The organism is Streptomyces sp. NPDC001220, from assembly GCF_053597895.1.
Genome location: NZ_JBSFJE010000017.1, coordinates 13399 through 30583, shown reverse-complemented (window position 1 = coordinate 30583; position 17185 = coordinate 13399). Strand labels below are relative to the sequence as shown.

Genomic DNA, 17185 nt, shown 5'->3' with positions numbered 1-17185 from the left:
GTCTGCGAGTGTGGGCCTTCCAGTGGGTGGAGACTCAAGGAGCGGGCACGGCCATGGAGACCTTGCGGGACATTCTCGACGCGGCGGCCCGTGGTGTCTTCCCGCCGCCCGACGGCCGTACGACCGTCGTCCCGCAGCCGTCCGACCGGGACGCGGGGGTCCTCTCCTTCACCGCGCACTCGGTGGTCTTCACCGACGAGGACCCGGAGTGGGTGTACGACACCCTGCGCGCGATCCCGAGCGACCCGCTGTGCGCGACCATGAACGCGCGCTTCCTCACCGCCCTGATGGACCGCACGGGCCGCGAGCAGGAGACCATCGACGCGCTGCTGGTCGCCGCCCCGCTGCCGGGCCGGCCGGACCTCCCGCTGACCGAGCTCACCGGCCCCGACCACTCCCGGGTCGCCTACGCCCGCGCCCGCCGCGAAGAGGTCCGCGCCTGGGCGGCCGAGGGCGGGGTGGTCGTCCTGGGCCGGGGGGTCGCCGGACGCCTGGAGGTCTCGGTGGAGGTGGACGAGGGGATACGGCGCCGGGGGCTGGGCCGGGCCCTGGTGACCGCGGCCCGGCAGCTGGCCGGGGAGCCCCTGTGGGCGCAGGTCGCCCCGGGGAACGCCCGCAGCGTACGGGCGTTCCAGGCGGCCGGCTATCTGCCGGTCGGCGCCGAGGCACTGCTGCTCAGGGCGTGAGCCCCCGCCGGCCCGGGGCGGTCAGCGGAAGATGCCGGTGTGGCCGAGGGAGTAGCGGCCCGGCTGCGGATAGACGGCGAGGCCGTGCGGGCCGCTGCCGACGTGGATGCGGGCCAGTTCGGTGCCGGTGCTGGTGTCGATGGCGTACACCTCGGAGTTGTAGCGGCCGGACAGCCAAAGGATCTTGCCGTCCGCCGACACGCCGCCCATGTCCGGGCTGCCGCCGCCCGGCAGCCGCCACTTCTTCGTCAGCCGGTTCTGGGTGAAGTCGAAGACGGAGATGGTGCCCTCGCCTCGGTTGGAGACGTACATCTCGCGGGAGTCCCGGCTGACGTAGAGCCCGTGGGCGCCCTTGCCGGTGGCCAGGAAGGTGGGCTTGGTGAAGCGGTCGCCGTCCAGGATCCAGAGCCCGTCGGCCATCATGTCGGCGATGTAGAACAGCTTGCCGTCGGGCGAGACCTTGACGTCCTGCGGCATGGCGCCGTGGAACGGGAGTTTCTCCTGGCGGAGCACCTCCATCCGCTCGGTGTCCACCTTGAGCACCTCGCCGCTGAACTCGCAGGAGACGATGAAGTAGCGGCCGTCCAGGGAGAAGTCGGCGTGGTTGACGCCGTAGCAGCTGACCGGGACGGTCTTGACGGTCTTCATGGTGTGCGCGTCCCGGAACACCAGCTGCCGGTCCGCGGAGGCCATCACGATCGCGTACCTGCCGTTGGGCGTGAAGTACAGGTTGTACGGGTCGTGCACGGCGACCGGCTGCCCGGCCCGGCCGGTTTTCGGGTCGATGGGGGTGAGGCTGTTGCCCAGGTCGTTGTTGACCCACAGGGTCTTCAGGTCCCAGGACGGCACGACGTGCTGGGGCTGGCGCCCCACCCGGATGGTCTCGGTCACCCGGTAGGTCTTCGGGTCGATGACGGAGACCGTGTCGGAGTTGGTGTTGGGGACGTAGATCCGGGACGGGAAGTCCCTGACGACGGGCGAGAGGTTGCCGGGGCGGTCGGCGGCGTACACGTCGTTCGGGTCGAGGACCGGGGGCATGCCCGGCAGCACGTCGACGACCGGCTCCGCCTTCTTCGCCTGCGGCTGCGCGGGAGCGGTGGTGCGGGCGGCCGGTGCATCGGCGTCGGATCCGCCGCCGCACGCGGACAGCAGCGCGAGGGCGGCGAGGGCGGCCAGGGCGGCGGGCAGCCGGGCGGCTTTCGTGGTTCGCATCAGCTCAGCAGCTCCGTGGTGGTGACCGCGTGCAGTCCGCGGCGGTCGAGTTCTTGGAGTACGGCGGGGAGGGCGGTGACCGTGTCCTGATAACCGAAGTGCATGCTCACCACCGAGCCGCCCGTGACCTCCGCGAGCACCTTGCGGGTGACGGCGGCCGCGCCCGGCCGGGTGTAGTCGAGCGAGTCGACGTCGTACGACAGCACGTGCGGGTAGCCGGCCTCGGTGGCGAGCCGGGCGACGAGCGGCGAGGCGGTGGGCGCCCTGGACGGACGGAACCAGCTGCCGATCGACCCGGTGAGCCGTCGGAGGCGGTCCGCGCAGTCGGTGATCTCCGCGCGGGCGCCGGCCTCGGCCATGGCGTTGACGGAGATGTGCCGCTGGGTGTGGTTGCCGAGGTCGTGGCCGCCGTCGAGGATGCGACGGGCCATGGCGGGATACGCGTCGAGCCAGCTGCCCACGGCCAGGACCGTGAGACGGGCGCCGTGTTGCTCGGCGGTGGTGAGGAGCCGGGTGGCGAGGGCGGGGTCGCCCTGACCGTGGAAGGTGAGCGCGACGGAGGTGCTCGCGCGGGGGCCGTGGGTGATCTGGAGCGGCTGTCCGGGGAAGGCGCGGGGGGCGGGGGCGGCGGGGGCGGCCGAGGTGGGCGTGGCCGAGGCGAGGTTGGCGGCAGGGTGCGGGGGTGGTGCGTCTGCAGCGGTGTCGCCGCAACCGGTGGCGAGCGTGCCTCCGGCGATGAGGCCGGCGCCCGCACGGAGGACGTCGCGTCGGTTGGAGGTGGTCACCCGCCCCATTTAAGGGGGACTGGGTAAGAAAATGGGTGATTGACCTGATAGGGGGCTAGTCAGGCGAGCCTCTCAGCGATCGGCCACCCGCATCTCGAACCACGTCGTCTTTCCTCGCGGCAGCAGATCGACGCCCCACCGGTCCGCCAGCTTGTCCACCAGGAACAGGCCCCGCCCGCTGATGTCCATGTCCTGAACCGGCATCAGGCACGGCAGACCCCGCGAGGGATCCCGTACCTCGACCCGGATCCATCCCGGGCGGCGGCGCATCCGCAGGCCGAACACGCGGGCACCGGTGTGCCGTACGGCGTTGCCCACGAGTTCGGAGACGAGTAAGACCGCATCCTCCGTCATCTTCGGACTGAGCCGCCACTGACGCAGGACGACGACCTGGGCGAGCCGGCGGGCGGTCGCCGCGGACTCGGGGCGGGACGGGAGCGGAACCTCGGCTTCCGTAGGATTGCCGAAGATTTCGATCGCCTTGAGTGCCCGCTCGTCCTCGACCGCAGGCGACCACCGCGCCGCGGCCGCACGGCTGTGTCCCCGCGGCTGTTCGATGCCCTCCAGCCCCGCCATGCCCCCATCATGGCCGCCCGGCGCGCCCTCCGGGGCCGTTCCGGAGGAATACGCCCCCGCGAAGCTCCCGCCCGACACCGGTCGAGCGGCATATGCCATCGGCATTTTGGAGCCTCTGACAGCCTGCCCGACCTGCGGCGACGGCTCATCTCCGGGCAATCGACAGACTCCCTCGACAAGGCAGACTTAAGGGTGCCTTAAGGCTCCCATAAACCGCCCCATCGAGGGACCCCGGAATCAGACACCACGTCAATTGCAAGTGGTTCGGGGCTTTTACCACCGGGCGAAGATCACAGGAACTTCGCCTTGCCCGGCCCCTCCTCCACGAAGCTGCGCATACCGCGCTCCCGGTCCTCGGTCGCGAACAGGCCTGCGAACCAGTTCCGTTCGACGGCGAGGCCCGTCTCCAGGTCGGTCTCGACACCGGTGTCGATCGCCTCCTTGGCCGCCCGGAGCGCGATCGCGGGCCCCTGGGCGAGCCGGGCCGCCCAGGCATGCGCCTCGGTGTAGACGTCGGCGGCGGGTACGACCCGGTCGACCAGGCCGATGGCGAGGGCCTCGTCCGCCTTGACCATGCGGCCCGTGAAGATCAGGTCCTTGGCCTTGGAGGGCCCGACCAGGCGGGGCAGCCGCTGGGTGCCGCCGGCCCCCGGGATCAGCCCGAGCAGGATCTCCGGCTGCCCGAGCTTGGCGTTGTCGGCGGCGATCCGGTAGTCGGCGCAGAGGGCGAGCTCGCAACCACCGCCGAGGGCGTACCCGGTGACGGCGGCGACGACCGGCTTGGGAATCCGGGCGACGGCGGTGAAGGAGTCCTGCAGATCCCGGGAGCGCAGAATCATGGCCGCGTGGTCCATGTTCTGCATTTCCTTGATGTCGGCCCCGGCCGCGAAGACCTTCTCGCCGCCGTAGATCACGACGGCGCGAACGTCCTCGCGGCGGGTGGCCTCCTCCGCCAGTTCCTTGAGCCGGTCCTGGACGGCGACGTCCAGGGCGTTCATCGGGGGCCGGTCCAGACGCAGAGTGCCGACACCTTCGGCGACTTCGAGGGTTACAGTCATGCCCCGCAGGTTAGCGGGCGTTCACGCGTACCTGCGGGCCGGTGGGGGCTGGTCGCGCAGTTCCCCGCGCCCCTTCAGGGGCGTTCGACTCACGCGGTCCATTCCTTCCACGACATGTTCCAGCCGTTGAGGCCGTTGTCGGGAGACACGGTCTCGTCGTGCGAGTTCTTCACCGTCACCACGTCGCCGATGATCGAGTGGTCGAAGAACCAGGCGGCCGGCACCCCCCGGTCACCCCCGCCCCGGATGTCGCGCAGCCCCACGCACCCGTGGCTGGCGTTGTAGTTGCCGAAGGCGTCCCCGCCCCAGTAGTTGCCGTGGATGAACGTGCCGGACGTGGTCAGCCGCATCGCGTCCGGCACGTCCTTGATGTCGTACTCGCCGCCGTAGCCGACCGTCTCGCCGTTCATCCGGGTCACCCGCAGCTTCTCGCTGATGACCATCTGGCCGTTCCACGTGTCGTAGCCGGGCTTGCCGGTCGTGACGGCGAGCGTCTTCACGACCTTGCCGTCCTGCATGACCTTCATCGTGTGCTTCTTGGCGTCGACGACGGACACCTGGTTGCGGCCGATCGTGAACTTCACGGTCTTGGCCTGCTGCCCGTAGACCCCGTCGCGGCCCTCGACGCCGTTGAGGTCGAGGGTGACGGAGACCTTCGTGCCGGACTTCCAGTAGTTCTCGGGACGGAAGTCGAGGCGGTCGTTGCCGAACCAGTGGCCCTGGACGTCGACCGCCGGCTCGGTCTTGACGGTGATCGCCTTCTCGACGGCGGCCGGATCGGTGATGCCCCGGGTGAACCGTATGGAGAACGGCATCCCGACGCCGACCGTCGAGCCGTCCTCCGGTGTGAAGTAACCGGTGAACGTGTTCTTCGGGGTGAGCGTGGTGAACGTGGAGTCCTCGGCCGACTCACGCCCCTCGGTGTCCTCGGCGACCGCGTGCACCGTGTACTTGGTGGAGTTGGCGAGGTGGCCGGCCGGCGTCCAGCTGGCACCGCCCGCCGCGATCGTGCCGTCGATCTTGTTGCCCTTGGAGTCCTTGACCTCCACGTCGGTCAGCTTGCCCTTGGCCGCGCTGACCTTGAGCTGCCCGCTGGTGTCCACGTCGGTCGCCCCGGACTTGGGGCTGATGCTGACGGTGGCGACGGACTGCTTGCTCGCCTGCGTCGTGGAGTCCTTCGCCTTGCCGTCCCCGCTGCCCTTGTCGGCGGAACCGCCGCCCCCGCACGCGGTGACTGCCATGAGCAGAACACCGGCCGCGACGGCCAGACCCTTCCTCCGGGCCTGGACCGCCGCCCCCGATATCGGCCGTACGTTCAAAGTCGTTCTCCCCTCCCAGGGCCTGGTCAGGCCCACCCCAGCGCGTTCCGCCCGCGCATTGGCGCATATTAACCGGACGGTTTTGAGCTTGGTGTTGGGCGAATGTCACCGTTGCGTCGCAACTTCTTTCCCCTCGCACGGCGGCTTCCGCCCGCACCGAACCGCTCCCCCCACCCGGTCACTTGACCGCGCCGCCCGCCTTCCACTCCTTCCAGCCCATGTTCCACCCTCCGAGGCCATTGTCGGGAGTGACCATTTTGTCGTTGCTGTGGACGACTTCGACCACGTCCCCGATCAGGGTGCGGTCGTAGAACCAGCCGGCGGGCGTGTCCGAGCTGCCGCCCTTCACGTCGCGCAGGCCCACGCAGCCGTGGCTGACGTTGACGTGTCCGGGGGCGTCCGGCGCCCAGTAGTTGCCGTGCAGGAAGGTGCCGGAGTCGGTGAGTTTGAGGGCGTGCGGGACGTCGGGGATGTCGTACTCGCCGCCGAAGCCGACCGTGCGGCTGTTCATGCGGGTCACCTCGTGCATCTCCATCACCACCATCTTCCCGTTGTAGGTGGTGTGGTCGGGTGCGCCCGCGGTGATCGGGACGGTGGCGAGCAGGTCGCCGTCGCGGCGGACCTCCATCGTGTGTTTGGCCGCGTCGACGAGGGAGACCTGGCTGCGGCCGACCGTGAAGGTGAACGTCTTGTACTGGAGGCCGTAGACCCCACGGGCCCCTTCGACGTCGCGGAGTTCGAGGCCGACGGTGACGACCGTGCCCGGCTGCCAGTAGTGCGCGGGGCGGAAGTCGAGACGGTTCTTGCCGAACCAGTGCGGGCGGATCTCGACCGCGGGCCTGGCGCTGACCCGGACGGCGCGCTCGACGGCGGCCCGGTTCTCGATGTCGCGGCTGAAGGCGAGGGAGACGATCATGCCGGTGCCGACGGTGGCTCGGTTCTCGGGGGTGACGTATCCGATGAAGCGTTCGTCGGGGACCAGCGTGGTGAAGGTGGTGTGGCGGGCCGAGCGGCGGCCGTGGCCGTCCAGGGCGACCGCGTCGACCGTGTACTTGGCGGCGAGCGCGAGTTTCGGGTCGTCGGGCCGCCAGGTCGTGCCGTCCGCGGCGATGTGCCCGGGGACCGGGGAGTCCTGGGCGTCCTGGGACTTGACGACGCTGACGGATTCCAGGCGGCCGCCGGGCACCCGTACCGTCAGCCGTTCGCCGGGGCGTACGGCCTTGGTGCCGTCGTCCGGGGAGATGCGGATGACGTCCTCGGGGGCCGGGGGTGCGCCGCCGAGGACGTGGTCGATGCCGAGCCCCTCCGTGTCGTCCGAGGAGCAGCCGGCGGCTCCCGCCAGCAGCCCCGCCCATGTCAGTACCGCGGCCAACGCGGCCCCCGCGCGCCGTGCGCGCCGTTGTGGATGCCTCACGTGGGACTCAACGACCGGGCCCGCCCCGGGGAAACGTGAGTGCGACGCCGGCACTGGGCAGAACAGAGGGAAGGACGACGAGCTGGGGAGCCGCCGCGCCCGCGGGAGAGCCGCCGCGGGCGTGTCCGTAGCGAGCCGCCGACCGTGCCCGGGACCGGGAGTCCGGGCACGGTCGGCTGCCCGGACGCGGGTGGGGTGCGCCCCGGGGGTCGGCGAGCCGCGGGACGACAAAGGGGCCGACAGGTGACGAGCGCAGCCGAGCAGCAGGGGGCACGGGCGCGGGCCCCGAAGGCGGAGGCCCCCGTGGTGAACGGGACGGCCCTGCCCGTCCCGGCCGCCTGGCCGGGGTCGTCGACTCCGCTGGGCGCCCGGTTCCGGGTCGGCCCGGACGGGGTGGCCGGCACCAACTTCGCCCTGTGGGCCGCCGGGGCCGAGGCGGTCCGGCTCTGCCTCTTCGACGAGCAGGGCCGGGAGACGAGGATCCCGCTGACCGAACTGACGCACGAGATCTGGCACGGGTTCGTGCCGGGCGTGCTGCCGGGGCAGCGGTACGGCTACCGGGTCGACGGCCGCTGGGACCCGTGGACCGGCGCCCGCTGGAACCCGGCGAAGCTGCTGCTCGACCCGTACGCGCGCGCGGTGGACGGCGAGTTCGGCCTGCCGCCCGAGGTGTACGGGCATGTCCGGGACTGGCCCGACCAGCAGGTCGCCGACACCGTCCGGGACGACCGGGACTCGGCGCCGTACGTCCCGAAGGGCGTGGTCGTCCACGATGACGACGACTGGTCCGACGACCACCGCCCGAAGACCCCGTGGGCGGACTCCGTCATCTACGAGCTGCATGTGCGCGGCTTCACCAGACTGCACCCCGGGATACCCGAGGAGCTCCGCGGCACCTACGCGGGGCTGGCCCACCCGGCCGCCGTCGAGCACCTCGTGAACCTCGGTGTGACGGCCGTGGAGCTGCTCCCCGTGCACCAGTTCGCGCACGAGGACCACCTGTTGAAGCGGGGCCTGAAGAACTACTGGGGCTACAACTCCATCGGGTACTTCGCCCCGCACGCCGCCTATGCCGCCTCCGGCAGGACGGGACAGCAGGTCGGCGAGTTCAAGCGGATGGTGCGCGCGCTGCACGCGGCCGGGATCGAGGTCATCCTCGACGTCGTCTACAACCACACGGCCGAGGCCGGGGAGCTGGGCCCGACGCTGTCCCTGAAGGGCATCGACAACCGGGGCTACTACCGGCTCCAGGACGACGCCCGGCACTTCGCCGACTACACCGGCTGCGGCAACACCCTGCACGTGGTCCGGCCGCATGTGCTGCGGCTGATCACGGACTCGCTGCGGTACTGGGTGACCGAGATGGGGGTGGACGGCTTCCGTTTCGACCTCGCCGCCGCGCTGGCCCGCTCGATGCACGACGTCGACATGCTCTCCCCCTTTCTCGCGGTGATCGCCCAGGATCCGGTGCTGCGCCGGGTGAAGCTGATCGCCGAGCCGTGGGACGTGGGCTCCGGCGGCTACCAGGTGGGCGCCTTCCCGCCGCTGTGGACGGAGTGGAACGACCGCTACCGGGACGCCGTCCGGGACTTCTGGCGCGGTGCCCTCCCGGACGTCCGCGACCTCGGCTACCGCCTCTCCGGCTCCAGCGACCTCTACGCCTGGGGCGGCCGGCGCCCCTACGCCTCGGTCAACTTCATCACCGCGCACGACGGGTACACCCTGCGCGACCTGGTGTCGTACCAGGCGAAGCACAACGAGGCCAACGGTGAGAACAACCGCGACGGCACCGGCGACAACCGCTCCTGGAACTGCGGGGCGGAGGGCGAGACGGCCGACGAGGGGGTACGGGCGCTGCGCGGGCGGCAGTTGCGGAACCTGCTGACGACGCTGCTGCTGTCGACGGGGGTTCCGATGCTGGTCGCCGGCGACGAACTGGGCCGCACCCAGCGCGGCAACAACAACGCCTACTGCCAGGACAACGAAATCAGCTGGCTGGACTGGGGGTTGCTGGACGACCCGGCCTGGCGGCCGCTGTTCGACCTCACCTCCCGGCTGATCCGGCTGCGCCACCGTCACCCGGTGCTGCGCCGGCGCGCCTTCTTCTCGGGCCGCGCCCACTCGGCGGACGGGCTGCGCGACCTGGCGTGGTTCACGGCGCACGGCGAGGAGATGACCGAGGGCGACTGGTACGCGCCCGCCGCCACCCTCGGCATGTATCTCTCCGGGCGGGACATCCCCGGCCGCGACGAGCGCGGGGCGCCGGTCCTGGACGACAGCTTCCTGACCGTCCTGCACGCCGGCGACCGGCCGGCGGAGTTCCTGCTGCCGGGTCCGCCGTGGGCGGAACGCTACGAGGTGCTCGTCGACACCTCGCGGGAGGAGCAGAGTGCGGCACCGGGCACGGTGCACGAGGCCGGCACGGTCATCACGGTGCCCGCGCGCACGGTGCTGCTGCTGAGGGTGGTGGGCTGACGCGGGCCGGCGACCGGCCCGGCTGCGGCACCTCCGGGACCTGGCTAGCCGAGGATCCCCCGCTGGTAGGCCGTCGCGACCGCCGCCGCGCGGTCGTTGACGCCCAGCTTGGCGTAGAGGTGGGTGAGATGGGTCTTCACCGTGGCCTCGCTGATGAAGAGTTCGCGGGCTATCTCACGGTTCGAGGTGCCCCTGGCGACCAGGGCCAGGACCTCGCGCTCGCGGGCGGAGAGCGGTTCGTTGCCGGGGGCGCCCGGAGTGCGGACGGCGGAGACCAGGCGGGAGGCGACGGCCGGGGAGAGCACGGTACGGCCCTGGGCGGCGGCGCGGACGGCGGTGAAGAGCTCCTCGCGCGGGGCGTCCTTCAGCAGATAGCCGGTGGCGCCGGCCTCGATCGCGGGGAGGGTGTCGGAGTCGGTGTCGTAGGTGGTGAGGACCAGGACCTTGGCGCGGGCGCCCCGCCGGGTCAGTTCGCGGATGGCGTCCACGCCGGAGCCGCCGGGCATCCGCAGGTCCATGAGGATCACGTCCGGGTCCAGGGCGGCGGCCCGGTCGACCGCCTCCGCTCCGTTCCCGGCCTCGCCGAGCACGGTGAAGCCGGGGGCGGACTCGAACATGCCGCGCAGGCCGTCGCGGACCACGGGGTGGTCGTCGACGACGAGGAGCGAGATCGGGGGCTCAGTTGTCATGGCGGACCAACGGTACGCGCGCCGACAGCGCGGTGCCGAGCCCCGGTTCGGACTCCACGGTCAGGGAGCCGGCGATGCGTTCGGCGCGGGCGCGCATGCCGTCGAGGCCGAAGCCGCCGGCCCGGCTACGGGCGGGCACGGCGAGCAGGTCGAAGCCGGTGCCGTCGTCGCGGATGTCGAGGATGACCTCCTCGCCCAGGTAGGAGAGGGTGACGCCGACCCGGGAGGCGTGCGCGTGCCGGGCGGCGTTGGACAGGGCCTCCTGGACGATGCGCAGCAGGGTGGCCGCGACCTCCTCGTGCAGTTGCTCGGCGGTGCCGGTGAGGGTGAACTCGGCGCGTATGGACGTGCGTTCCCCCCATTCGGCGACCGTCTTCTTCAGCGCCTCGGGCAGTCCGTCGTTCTCCAGGGCCACCGGGGCCAGGTTGTGCACGGAGCGGCGGGCCTCGCCCAGGCTGTGCCGGGCCAGCGCGAGGGCGCGGCTCACGTGCTCCTCGGCCACCTTCGGATCGGGGGTGTTGGTGACGACCTGGAGCTGGGCGATGATCCCGGTCAGACCCTGGGCGATGGTGTCGTGGATCTCTGCGGCGAGCCGGCGCCGCTCGTCGGCGACCCCGGCCTCCCGTGCCTGGACGAGGAGCTGGGCGTGCAGGGCCGCGTTCTCGTCCAGGGCCTGGCGCAGGGCGGCGATGGTCTCGGTGCGCTCACGGGATCGCTCGGCCTCTTGCTCGGTGAGGTGCGCGATCGCCATCTGGAGGCCGGAGTTGACGGGCACCAGCACGGCGAAGAGGACCCACTGGAGCACGCTCCGGAACGGCATGCCGCCCGCCTGCGCACCCGCCACGGTGACCGCGCTCGCCAGCAGCCCGAGCCGCCGCCACCGGCGCGGCAGCAGTTCGTCGGCGTCCATGTAGCCGGTGGCGGCGTAGAACGCGAAGAACGGGTTGAGCCAGGCGAGCGCGAAGGCGAGGGCCCAGCGGGCGACGTAGTACAGGGTCCCGGCCGGGGAGGGCGTACGACCGCGGTCGGGGCGGCGGAACCGGACGCCGTGCCACCACAGTTGGAGCACGAGCGCGGCGCCGACCAGCGACCAGGCGGTGAGCCACCTGGCCGCGGCGGTGTGCGGGTCGGCGGAGGCGACGCCGAGGACGACACTGATGCCGAGCAGTCCGTAGGGCCCCCAGGTGTGCAGTTGCTCCCAGCGCCGGTCGATCTGGCTGTCCTCCGCGGTCATGTCCCCAGTCTGCACGGCCGGCCACCTACTCCCAGCGGAACCAGCGCGCCGCCACGGCCGTCAGCAGCACCGCCCAGACGGCGAGCACGCCGAGGTGGTCCCAGCCCGGCCAGTGTCCGGCGGCGGCCTGGTCCAGGGCGCGGGCCGCCGCACCGAACGGGGTCAGCTGGACCACCCGGGCCAGTGTGTGCGGCATCTCCCGCACCGGGAGCCACACGCCCGCGCAGAACATCATCGGGAAGAACACCGCCGAGCCGATCGCGCCCGCGATCTTCGTGGTGCGGGACAGCGCGGAGACGACGGAGCCGAGGGCGAGGGCGGCCACGGTCGTGAGCAGCAGCGCCAGCAGGTACCCGCCCGGCTGCTTCGGCAGCTCTACGTCGAAGGCGAGCCGGCCGACGACGAGCGCGAGCAGTGCCGAACCCAGCGCTACGGTGCCCTGCACGACCATCTGCGCGGACAGCAGCGCGGAGGGCTGTACGGGGGTGAGCCGCATCCGGCGCAGGATGCCCCGCTCCCGGTGGCCGGTCAGGACCTGGGGCAGCGACTGCACCCCGGACATGATCAGGGCGATCAGTACGGCGATGGGTACGTAGGCGTCGACCGGCCGCAGCCCGCCCAGGGACTTGTCGGCGTCCCGGAACGAGGGGATCGAGCCGAGGATCACCAGGAGCAGGGTCGGGAACAGGAAGATCCAGAAGACGGCGCCGGGTTCGCGGCGGAACAACCGGAACTCGGTGCGCAGGACGGCGGTGTTCATACCGCTTCCTCCTTCGTCAGGTCCAGGAACGCGTCGTCGAGGGTCGCGTCCACGACCCGGAGCTGGTGGGCGGTGACGCGGTGCCGGGCGAGCAGGGTGATGACCGCGTTCACGGTCTCGTCGGTGCCGGAGAGGGTGACCCGGCCGTCCTTGTGGGCGATCGAGGCGAGGGCCGGGAGCGCGGCCAGGTCGTGGTCGTCCAGCGGAGCGGACGGGGTGAAGCTGATGACGGTGGCCCCGGCGGACCGGCGGATCAGCCCGGCGGGGGTGTCCAGGGCGGCCACCCGCCCCTTGTCGATCACCGCGATCCGGTCGCACAGCCGCTGTGCCTCCTCCATGAAATGCGTGACGAGGAGGACGGTGACGCCACGGTCCCGCACGTCCTCGATCAGCTCCCAGGTGTCCCGCCGGGCCCGCGGATCGAGCCCGGTGGTCAGTTCGTCGAGGACCACGACCCGGGGGTTCCCGATCAACGCCAGCGCGATGAAGAGGCGTTGCCGCTGCCCGCCGGAGAGCTTGCCGAACCGGGTGGTGAGCTTGTCGGTGAGCGCGAGCCGCTCGGCGAGCGGGGCCCAGTCGAGCGGGTCCGGATAGAAGGAGGCGTACAGCTCCAGGGCCTCGCGGACGGTGAGCTTGGGCTGCAGCTCGCTCTGCTGGAGCTGGGCGCCGAGGACGCGGGCGACCTTCTCGTGCTCGGCGACGGGGTCGAGCCCGGTGACCCGGACGCGCCCGCCGTCGGGCACCCGCAGTCCCTCCACGCACTCCACGGTGGTGGTCTTGCCGGCGCCGTTCGGACCGAGGATCCCGAAGATCTCCCCTTCCTCGACGGCGAGACTCACCCCGTCCACGACGGCCCGGCCGCCGTACGACTTGCGTAGGTCTGTCACTTCGATGACGGATGGCATGCTCCGAGGGTCCCGTCCGGGCCCGGTCCGCCGCATCGCCCGCCCCGCTGGAAGCGGCATCAACCGATCGGCTGATGCGGCGGATCCGGTCGTACGACCCCCGGATCCTCCGACGCTCCCCCCGGCTCTCGGCCTGGCTCGGACCGGGGACCCCCAGGTCGTAGGACCAGCGGCGGATTCCGGTCCGGCCAAAACTCGGTAGGCGTTGTCAGTGCCGATCCGTAGGCTCGCTCCTGATGCCTCCGACACGTGCAACCACCAAGGACCGGTCCGCCGTCCGTACCCTGCTGCGGCTGTGGCCGTACGTACGGCCGGTGCGGGCGCGGCTGTCCGTCGCCGCCTTCGTGGCCGTGATCGCCTCCTGTACGGGACTCGTCATCCCGCTCGTCCTCAAGTGGATGGTGGACGGCCCGGTGGCCGAGCGGGACCCCGGCGGGGTCTGGCTCGGCGCGTTGTACCTCCTGCTGCTCGGGATCGCCGAAGCGCTGCTCTTCGGGCTGCGGCGCTGGCTGGTGGCCAGACCTCTCTCGCGCGTCGAGGCGGGCATGCGGGCGGACCTCTACGGCCATCTGCAGCGCCTGCCGGTCGCCTTCCACGACCGCTGGGCCTCCGGTCAGCTGCTCTCCCGGGCCACCACCGACCTGATGCTGCTGCGCATGTTCCTCGCCTTTCCGCTGACCTTCCTGCTGGTCAACGGGGTCACCATCCTCGTCGGCGTGGTCATCATGCTGCTCCAGGACTGGACGCTGGGCCTGGTCATCCTCGTCCCCACCATCCCCGTGATGGTGACGTGCGCGGTCTTCGAGAAGCGGTACGCGGCGGTGGCACGGCTCGCCCAGGACCAGGTGGGCGACCTGACGACGGTGGTCGAGGAGAGCGTGCTCGGCGTCCGCATCATCAAGGGGTTCGGCCGCCACCGCAGCCAGGCGCGGGCGTTCCGCGACCTGGTGTGGACGCTGCGGGGCACGGAGCTGCGCAAGGCGCGGATGCTGGCGGCGATCTGGGGCGTCATCGTGACCCTCCCGGAGCTGGCCATCGGGGCGGCCCTGCTGTGGGGGTCGGTCCAGGTCGCGGAGGGCGAGCTGAGCGCGGGCACGCTGGTGGCGTTCCTGTCGACGGCCCTGGCGCTGCGCTGGCCGGTGGAGTCGATCGGCTTCCTGCTGGCGATGAGCCAGGAAGCGGCCACGGCCACGGAACGGTACTTCGAGGTGCGGGACGCGGTGCGGGAGGACGCCGACTCGTCGTCGGCCGCGGGTGCGTGGGGGCCGAGCGCGCAGTTCCCCGCGCCCCTGACGGGGCGCCTCGGCGCAGCGCCCCAAAGGGGCGCAGGGAACGGCGCGACAAGCCCCCACCGGCCCGCGGCCGACGACGGCCCCCTCCCCTCGGCCCCCGAACCCGACGGCATCCGGTTCGAGAACGTGCGGTTCCGTTACCCGGACGCCTCCCCCGACTCACCCCCCACCCTCGCCCACATCGACCTCCACATCCGCCCCGGCGAGTCCATGGCCCTCGTCGGTGCCACCGGCAGCGGGAAGACCACCCTCACCGCTCTGGTCCCCCGCCTGCACGAGACGACCTCCGGACGGATCACCCTCGACGGCCGGGACATCACCACCATGCCCCGCGAGGAACTCCGCGCCCTGGTCGCCGTGGCCTTCGAGGAGCCCACCCTCTTCTCCGCCTCGGTCGGCGAGAACGTGCTGATGGGAGCCGAGGACGGCGCCGGCGAACCGGAGCTGGACCGGGCCCTGGCCGTCGCCCAGGCGGACTTCGCGCACGCCCTCCCGCACGGCACCGCGACCCAGGTCGGCGAGCAGGGCCTCAGCCTCTCCGGCGGCCAGCGCCAGCGCCTCGCGCTGGCGCGCGCGGTCGTCGGCCGGCCCCGCTTCCTGGTACTGGACGACCCGCTCTCCGCCCTGGACGTGCACACGGAGGCCGCCGTGGAGGCCGCGCTGCGCGACGTACTCGCCGACACCACCGCCCTGATCGTCGCCCACCGCCCCTCCACCGTCCTGCTCGCCGACCGCGTCGCCCTGCTCTCCGAGGGCCGTGTCACCGCCGTCGGCACCCACCACGAACTGCTCCGCAGCAACGCCGAGTACGCCCGCCTGATGTCCGGGGAGGATCACCGCCGATGACCGCCGCCACCTCCCTGCCCGTCCCCGACGAGGACGACGAACTCCCCCGCCCGAAACCGGCCGACGCCTCAGACGCCGCCGACGCCACAGGCACCGGCTCCGGCACCGGCACCGGCTCCGGCTCCGGGGACCCCTTCGACCGGGACGTCCTGCCCGTCCCGCCCGGCGCCACGGCCACCCTGCTGCGCTCGCTGCTCGCACCGATGAGGGCGCGGGTCGCCGTGACCACGCTCCTGCTGCTGTTCCAGCAGGCGGCCGCGCAGGCGGGCCCGCTGCTGGTGGCCTACGCCATCGACCGTGCCGTACCGGCGTTCCGCCACCACGACCACGGCCCGCTGATCGCGGTGGCGGTCGGCTACGGCCTGAGCGCCCTGCTCTCCGGCGGCCTCCAGTACGCCTTCATCGAGGTCTCCGCGCGCGTGAACCAGGACGTCCTCCTCGACCTGCGCGGCCGTATCTTCCGCCACGCGCAGGCCCTGAGCATCGACTTCCACGAGCGGTACACGTCGGGCCGGCTGATCTCCCGCTCCACCACGGACGTCGAGTCGCTGCGCGAGCTGCTCAGCGAGGGCCTCCAGGAGCTGGTCACGGTCATCCTCTCCTTCGTCTACATCTCGGCCATGCTGCTCTGGCTGGACCTGGGCCTGGGCGCGGTGGCCGTGGCCTCGTTCGTGCCGCTGTACCTGCTGGTGCGGCTGTACCAGCGGCGGGCGGTACGGGTGTACAAGGCGCGGTCCACGGCCATCGCGACGGTGATCGTGAAGTTCGTGGAGACGATGAACGGCATCCGCCCGGTGCGCGCGTTCCGCCGGGAGGCCGCCAACGACGCCGAGTTCGCCGTGCTCAACCGCCGCCACGAACGCACCAACGGCGACGCGCTCCTCGAAATGGCGCGGTACGTGGTCGGCTCCCGGCTGGTCGCCAACACCTCGGTCGCGGTGATCGTGCTGTGGGGCGCCTACCGGGTGGCGTCCGGCTCCCTGGAGCTGGGCGTCCTGGCCGCGGCCGTCCTGTACCTGCGCCGGCTGTACGACCCGATCGACCGGCTCGGCATGTTCCTCAACTCCTACCAGTCGGCGGCCGCCTCGCTGGAGAAGATCGCGGGGCTGCTGGCCCAGACCCCGTCCGTGCCGGAGCCCTCGGTGCCCAGGGAGCTGCCTCCGCCGGCGAGTGAACTGCCCGGCCGCGAGGTCGTCTTCGACGGCGTCCGCTTCGCCTACCGCACCGGCGGCGAGGTGCTGCCCCGTTTCGGCCTCACCCTTCCGGCCGGCCAGACGGTCGCGGTGGTCGGCTCCACCGGCGCCGGCAAGTCGACCCTCGCCAAGCTGCTCGCCCGCTTCTACGACCCGACCGACGGACGGGTCCTCCTGGACGGCGTGGACCTGCGCGAACTGACCGTGCCCGAACTGCGGCGCGGGGTCGTGATGGTCACCCAGGAGGCGTTCCTGTTCTCCGGCACGGTCGCCGAGAACATCGCCATCGGCCGGCCGGACGCCACCCGGGAGGAGATCGAGCAGGCGGCCAAGGCGATCGGCGCGCACGAGTTCATCGCGGCCCTGCCCGACGGTTACGACACGGACGTCCGCAAGCGCGGCGGGCGCATCTCGGCGGGGCAGCGCCAACTGGTGGCCTTCGCACGCGCCTTGCTCGCCGACCCGGCGGTGCTGATCCTCGACGAAGCGACCAGTTCCCTGGACATCCCCGGCGAACGGGCCGTGCAACGGGCCATGTCGACGGTGCTGAAGGGCCGTACGGCGGTGGTGATCGCGCACCGGCTGTCCACCGTGGAGATCGCCGACCGGGTACTGGTGATGGAGCACGGCCGGATCGTCGAGGACGGCCGACCGGCCGAACTCATCGCGGGCACCGGCCGGTTCGCGGACCTGCACCGGGCGTGGCGGGAGAGTCTGGCCTAGCGAGGAGAACGGGGGTCG

The 17185-nt window shown here is 71.9% G+C and carries 14 protein-coding genes; 4 read left to right on the top strand and 10 right to left on the bottom strand.

Annotation, left to right across the window (positions count from 1 at the left end; genetic code table 11):
- Nucleotides 1-53: 53 nt before the first annotated feature.
- On the top strand, nucleotides 54-686 hold the full coding sequence (locus ACWDGI_RS34200; protein ID WP_450765800.1) for a GNAT family N-acetyltransferase: 633 nt from the start codon (nucleotides 54-56) through the stop codon (nucleotides 684-686).
- Between the two features lie 21 nt (nucleotides 687-707).
- Here the strand turns inward: ACWDGI_RS34200 and ACWDGI_RS34195 are convergent, their stop codons facing one another.
- From ACWDGI_RS34195 to ACWDGI_RS34170, 6 genes are all read right to left on the bottom strand, one after another.
- Nucleotides 708-1898 (bottom strand): YncE family protein, encoded by a 1191-nt coding sequence (locus ACWDGI_RS34195; protein WP_450765798.1) that lies wholly within the window; start codon nucleotides 1896-1898, stop codon nucleotides 708-710.
- Complete coding sequence (locus ACWDGI_RS34190) at nucleotides 1898-2692, bottom strand: polysaccharide deacetylase family protein (protein ID WP_450765796.1); 795 nt, start codon at nucleotides 2690-2692, stop codon at nucleotides 1898-1900. The genes ACWDGI_RS34195 and ACWDGI_RS34190 overlap by 1 nt, the downstream gene beginning before the upstream one ends.
- Nucleotides 2693-2755: 63 nt before the next feature.
- A complete protein-coding gene (locus ACWDGI_RS34185) occupies nucleotides 2756-3259 on the bottom strand; it encodes an ATP-binding protein (protein ID WP_450765794.1) in 504 nt (167 codons plus the stop codon).
- A 290-nt stretch (nucleotides 3260-3549) separates the two neighbouring features.
- Nucleotides 3550-4317: an enoyl-CoA hydratase/isomerase family protein gene (locus ACWDGI_RS34180; protein WP_450765793.1), complete on the bottom strand. Its 768-nt coding sequence runs from the start codon at nucleotides 4315-4317 to the stop codon at nucleotides 3550-3552.
- A gap of 89 nt (nucleotides 4318-4406) precedes the next feature.
- On the bottom strand, nucleotides 4407-5636 hold the full coding sequence (locus ACWDGI_RS34175; protein WP_450765791.1) for a L,D-transpeptidase: 1230 nt from the start codon (nucleotides 5634-5636) through the stop codon (nucleotides 4407-4409).
- A 178-nt stretch (nucleotides 5637-5814) separates the two neighbouring features.
- The gene (locus ACWDGI_RS34170) at nucleotides 5815-7050 is read right to left on the bottom strand and encodes an Ig-like domain-containing protein (RefSeq protein ID WP_450765789.1); all 1236 of its coding nucleotides are present in this window, start codon (nucleotides 7048-7050) and stop codon (nucleotides 5815-5817) included.
- 243 nt (nucleotides 7051-7293) lie between these two features.
- Here ACWDGI_RS34170 and glgX point away from each other — a divergent pair, with 243 nt between their 5' ends.
- Nucleotides 7294-9525, top strand: coding sequence for a glycogen debranching protein GlgX (glgX, locus tag ACWDGI_RS34165; RefSeq protein WP_450765787.1), 2232 nt, complete (start codon nucleotides 7294-7296; stop codon nucleotides 9523-9525).
- Between the two features lie 44 nt (nucleotides 9526-9569).
- Here the strand turns inward: glgX and ACWDGI_RS34160 are convergent, their stop codons facing one another.
- Genes ACWDGI_RS34160 through ACWDGI_RS34145 form a run of 4 tightly spaced genes read right to left on the bottom strand, consistent with a single transcriptional unit; the run spans nucleotide 9570 to nucleotide 13113 of the window.
- Nucleotides 9570-10214, bottom strand: coding sequence for a response regulator transcription factor (locus ACWDGI_RS34160; protein WP_360484448.1), 645 nt, complete (start codon nucleotides 10212-10214; stop codon nucleotides 9570-9572).
- Nucleotides 10204-11448, bottom strand: coding sequence for a sensor histidine kinase (locus tag ACWDGI_RS34155; RefSeq protein ID WP_450765785.1), 1245 nt, complete (start codon nucleotides 11446-11448; stop codon nucleotides 10204-10206). The genes ACWDGI_RS34160 and ACWDGI_RS34155 overlap by 11 nt, the downstream gene beginning before the upstream one ends.
- Before the next feature lie 25 nt (nucleotides 11449-11473).
- On the bottom strand, nucleotides 11474-12208 hold the full coding sequence (locus ACWDGI_RS34150) for an ABC transporter permease (protein WP_450765783.1): 735 nt from the start codon (nucleotides 12206-12208) through the stop codon (nucleotides 11474-11476).
- On the bottom strand, nucleotides 12205-13113 hold the full coding sequence (locus ACWDGI_RS34145; RefSeq protein ID WP_450765781.1) for an ABC transporter ATP-binding protein: 909 nt from the start codon (nucleotides 13111-13113) through the stop codon (nucleotides 12205-12207). The genes ACWDGI_RS34150 and ACWDGI_RS34145 overlap by 4 nt, the downstream gene beginning before the upstream one ends.
- A gap of 236 nt (nucleotides 13114-13349) precedes the next feature.
- On the opposite strand from ACWDGI_RS34145, the gene ACWDGI_RS34140 reads away from it, so the two are divergent.
- The gene (locus ACWDGI_RS34140) at nucleotides 13350-15251 is read left to right on the top strand and encodes an ABC transporter ATP-binding protein (RefSeq protein WP_450765779.1); all 1902 of its coding nucleotides are present in this window, start codon (nucleotides 13350-13352) and stop codon (nucleotides 15249-15251) included.
- The gene (locus ACWDGI_RS34135; protein ID WP_450765777.1) at nucleotides 15248-17167 is read left to right on the top strand and encodes an ABC transporter ATP-binding protein; all 1920 of its coding nucleotides are present in this window, start codon (nucleotides 15248-15250) and stop codon (nucleotides 17165-17167) included. The genes ACWDGI_RS34140 and ACWDGI_RS34135 overlap by 4 nt, the downstream gene beginning before the upstream one ends.
- Nucleotides 17168-17185: the final 18 nt, after the last annotated feature.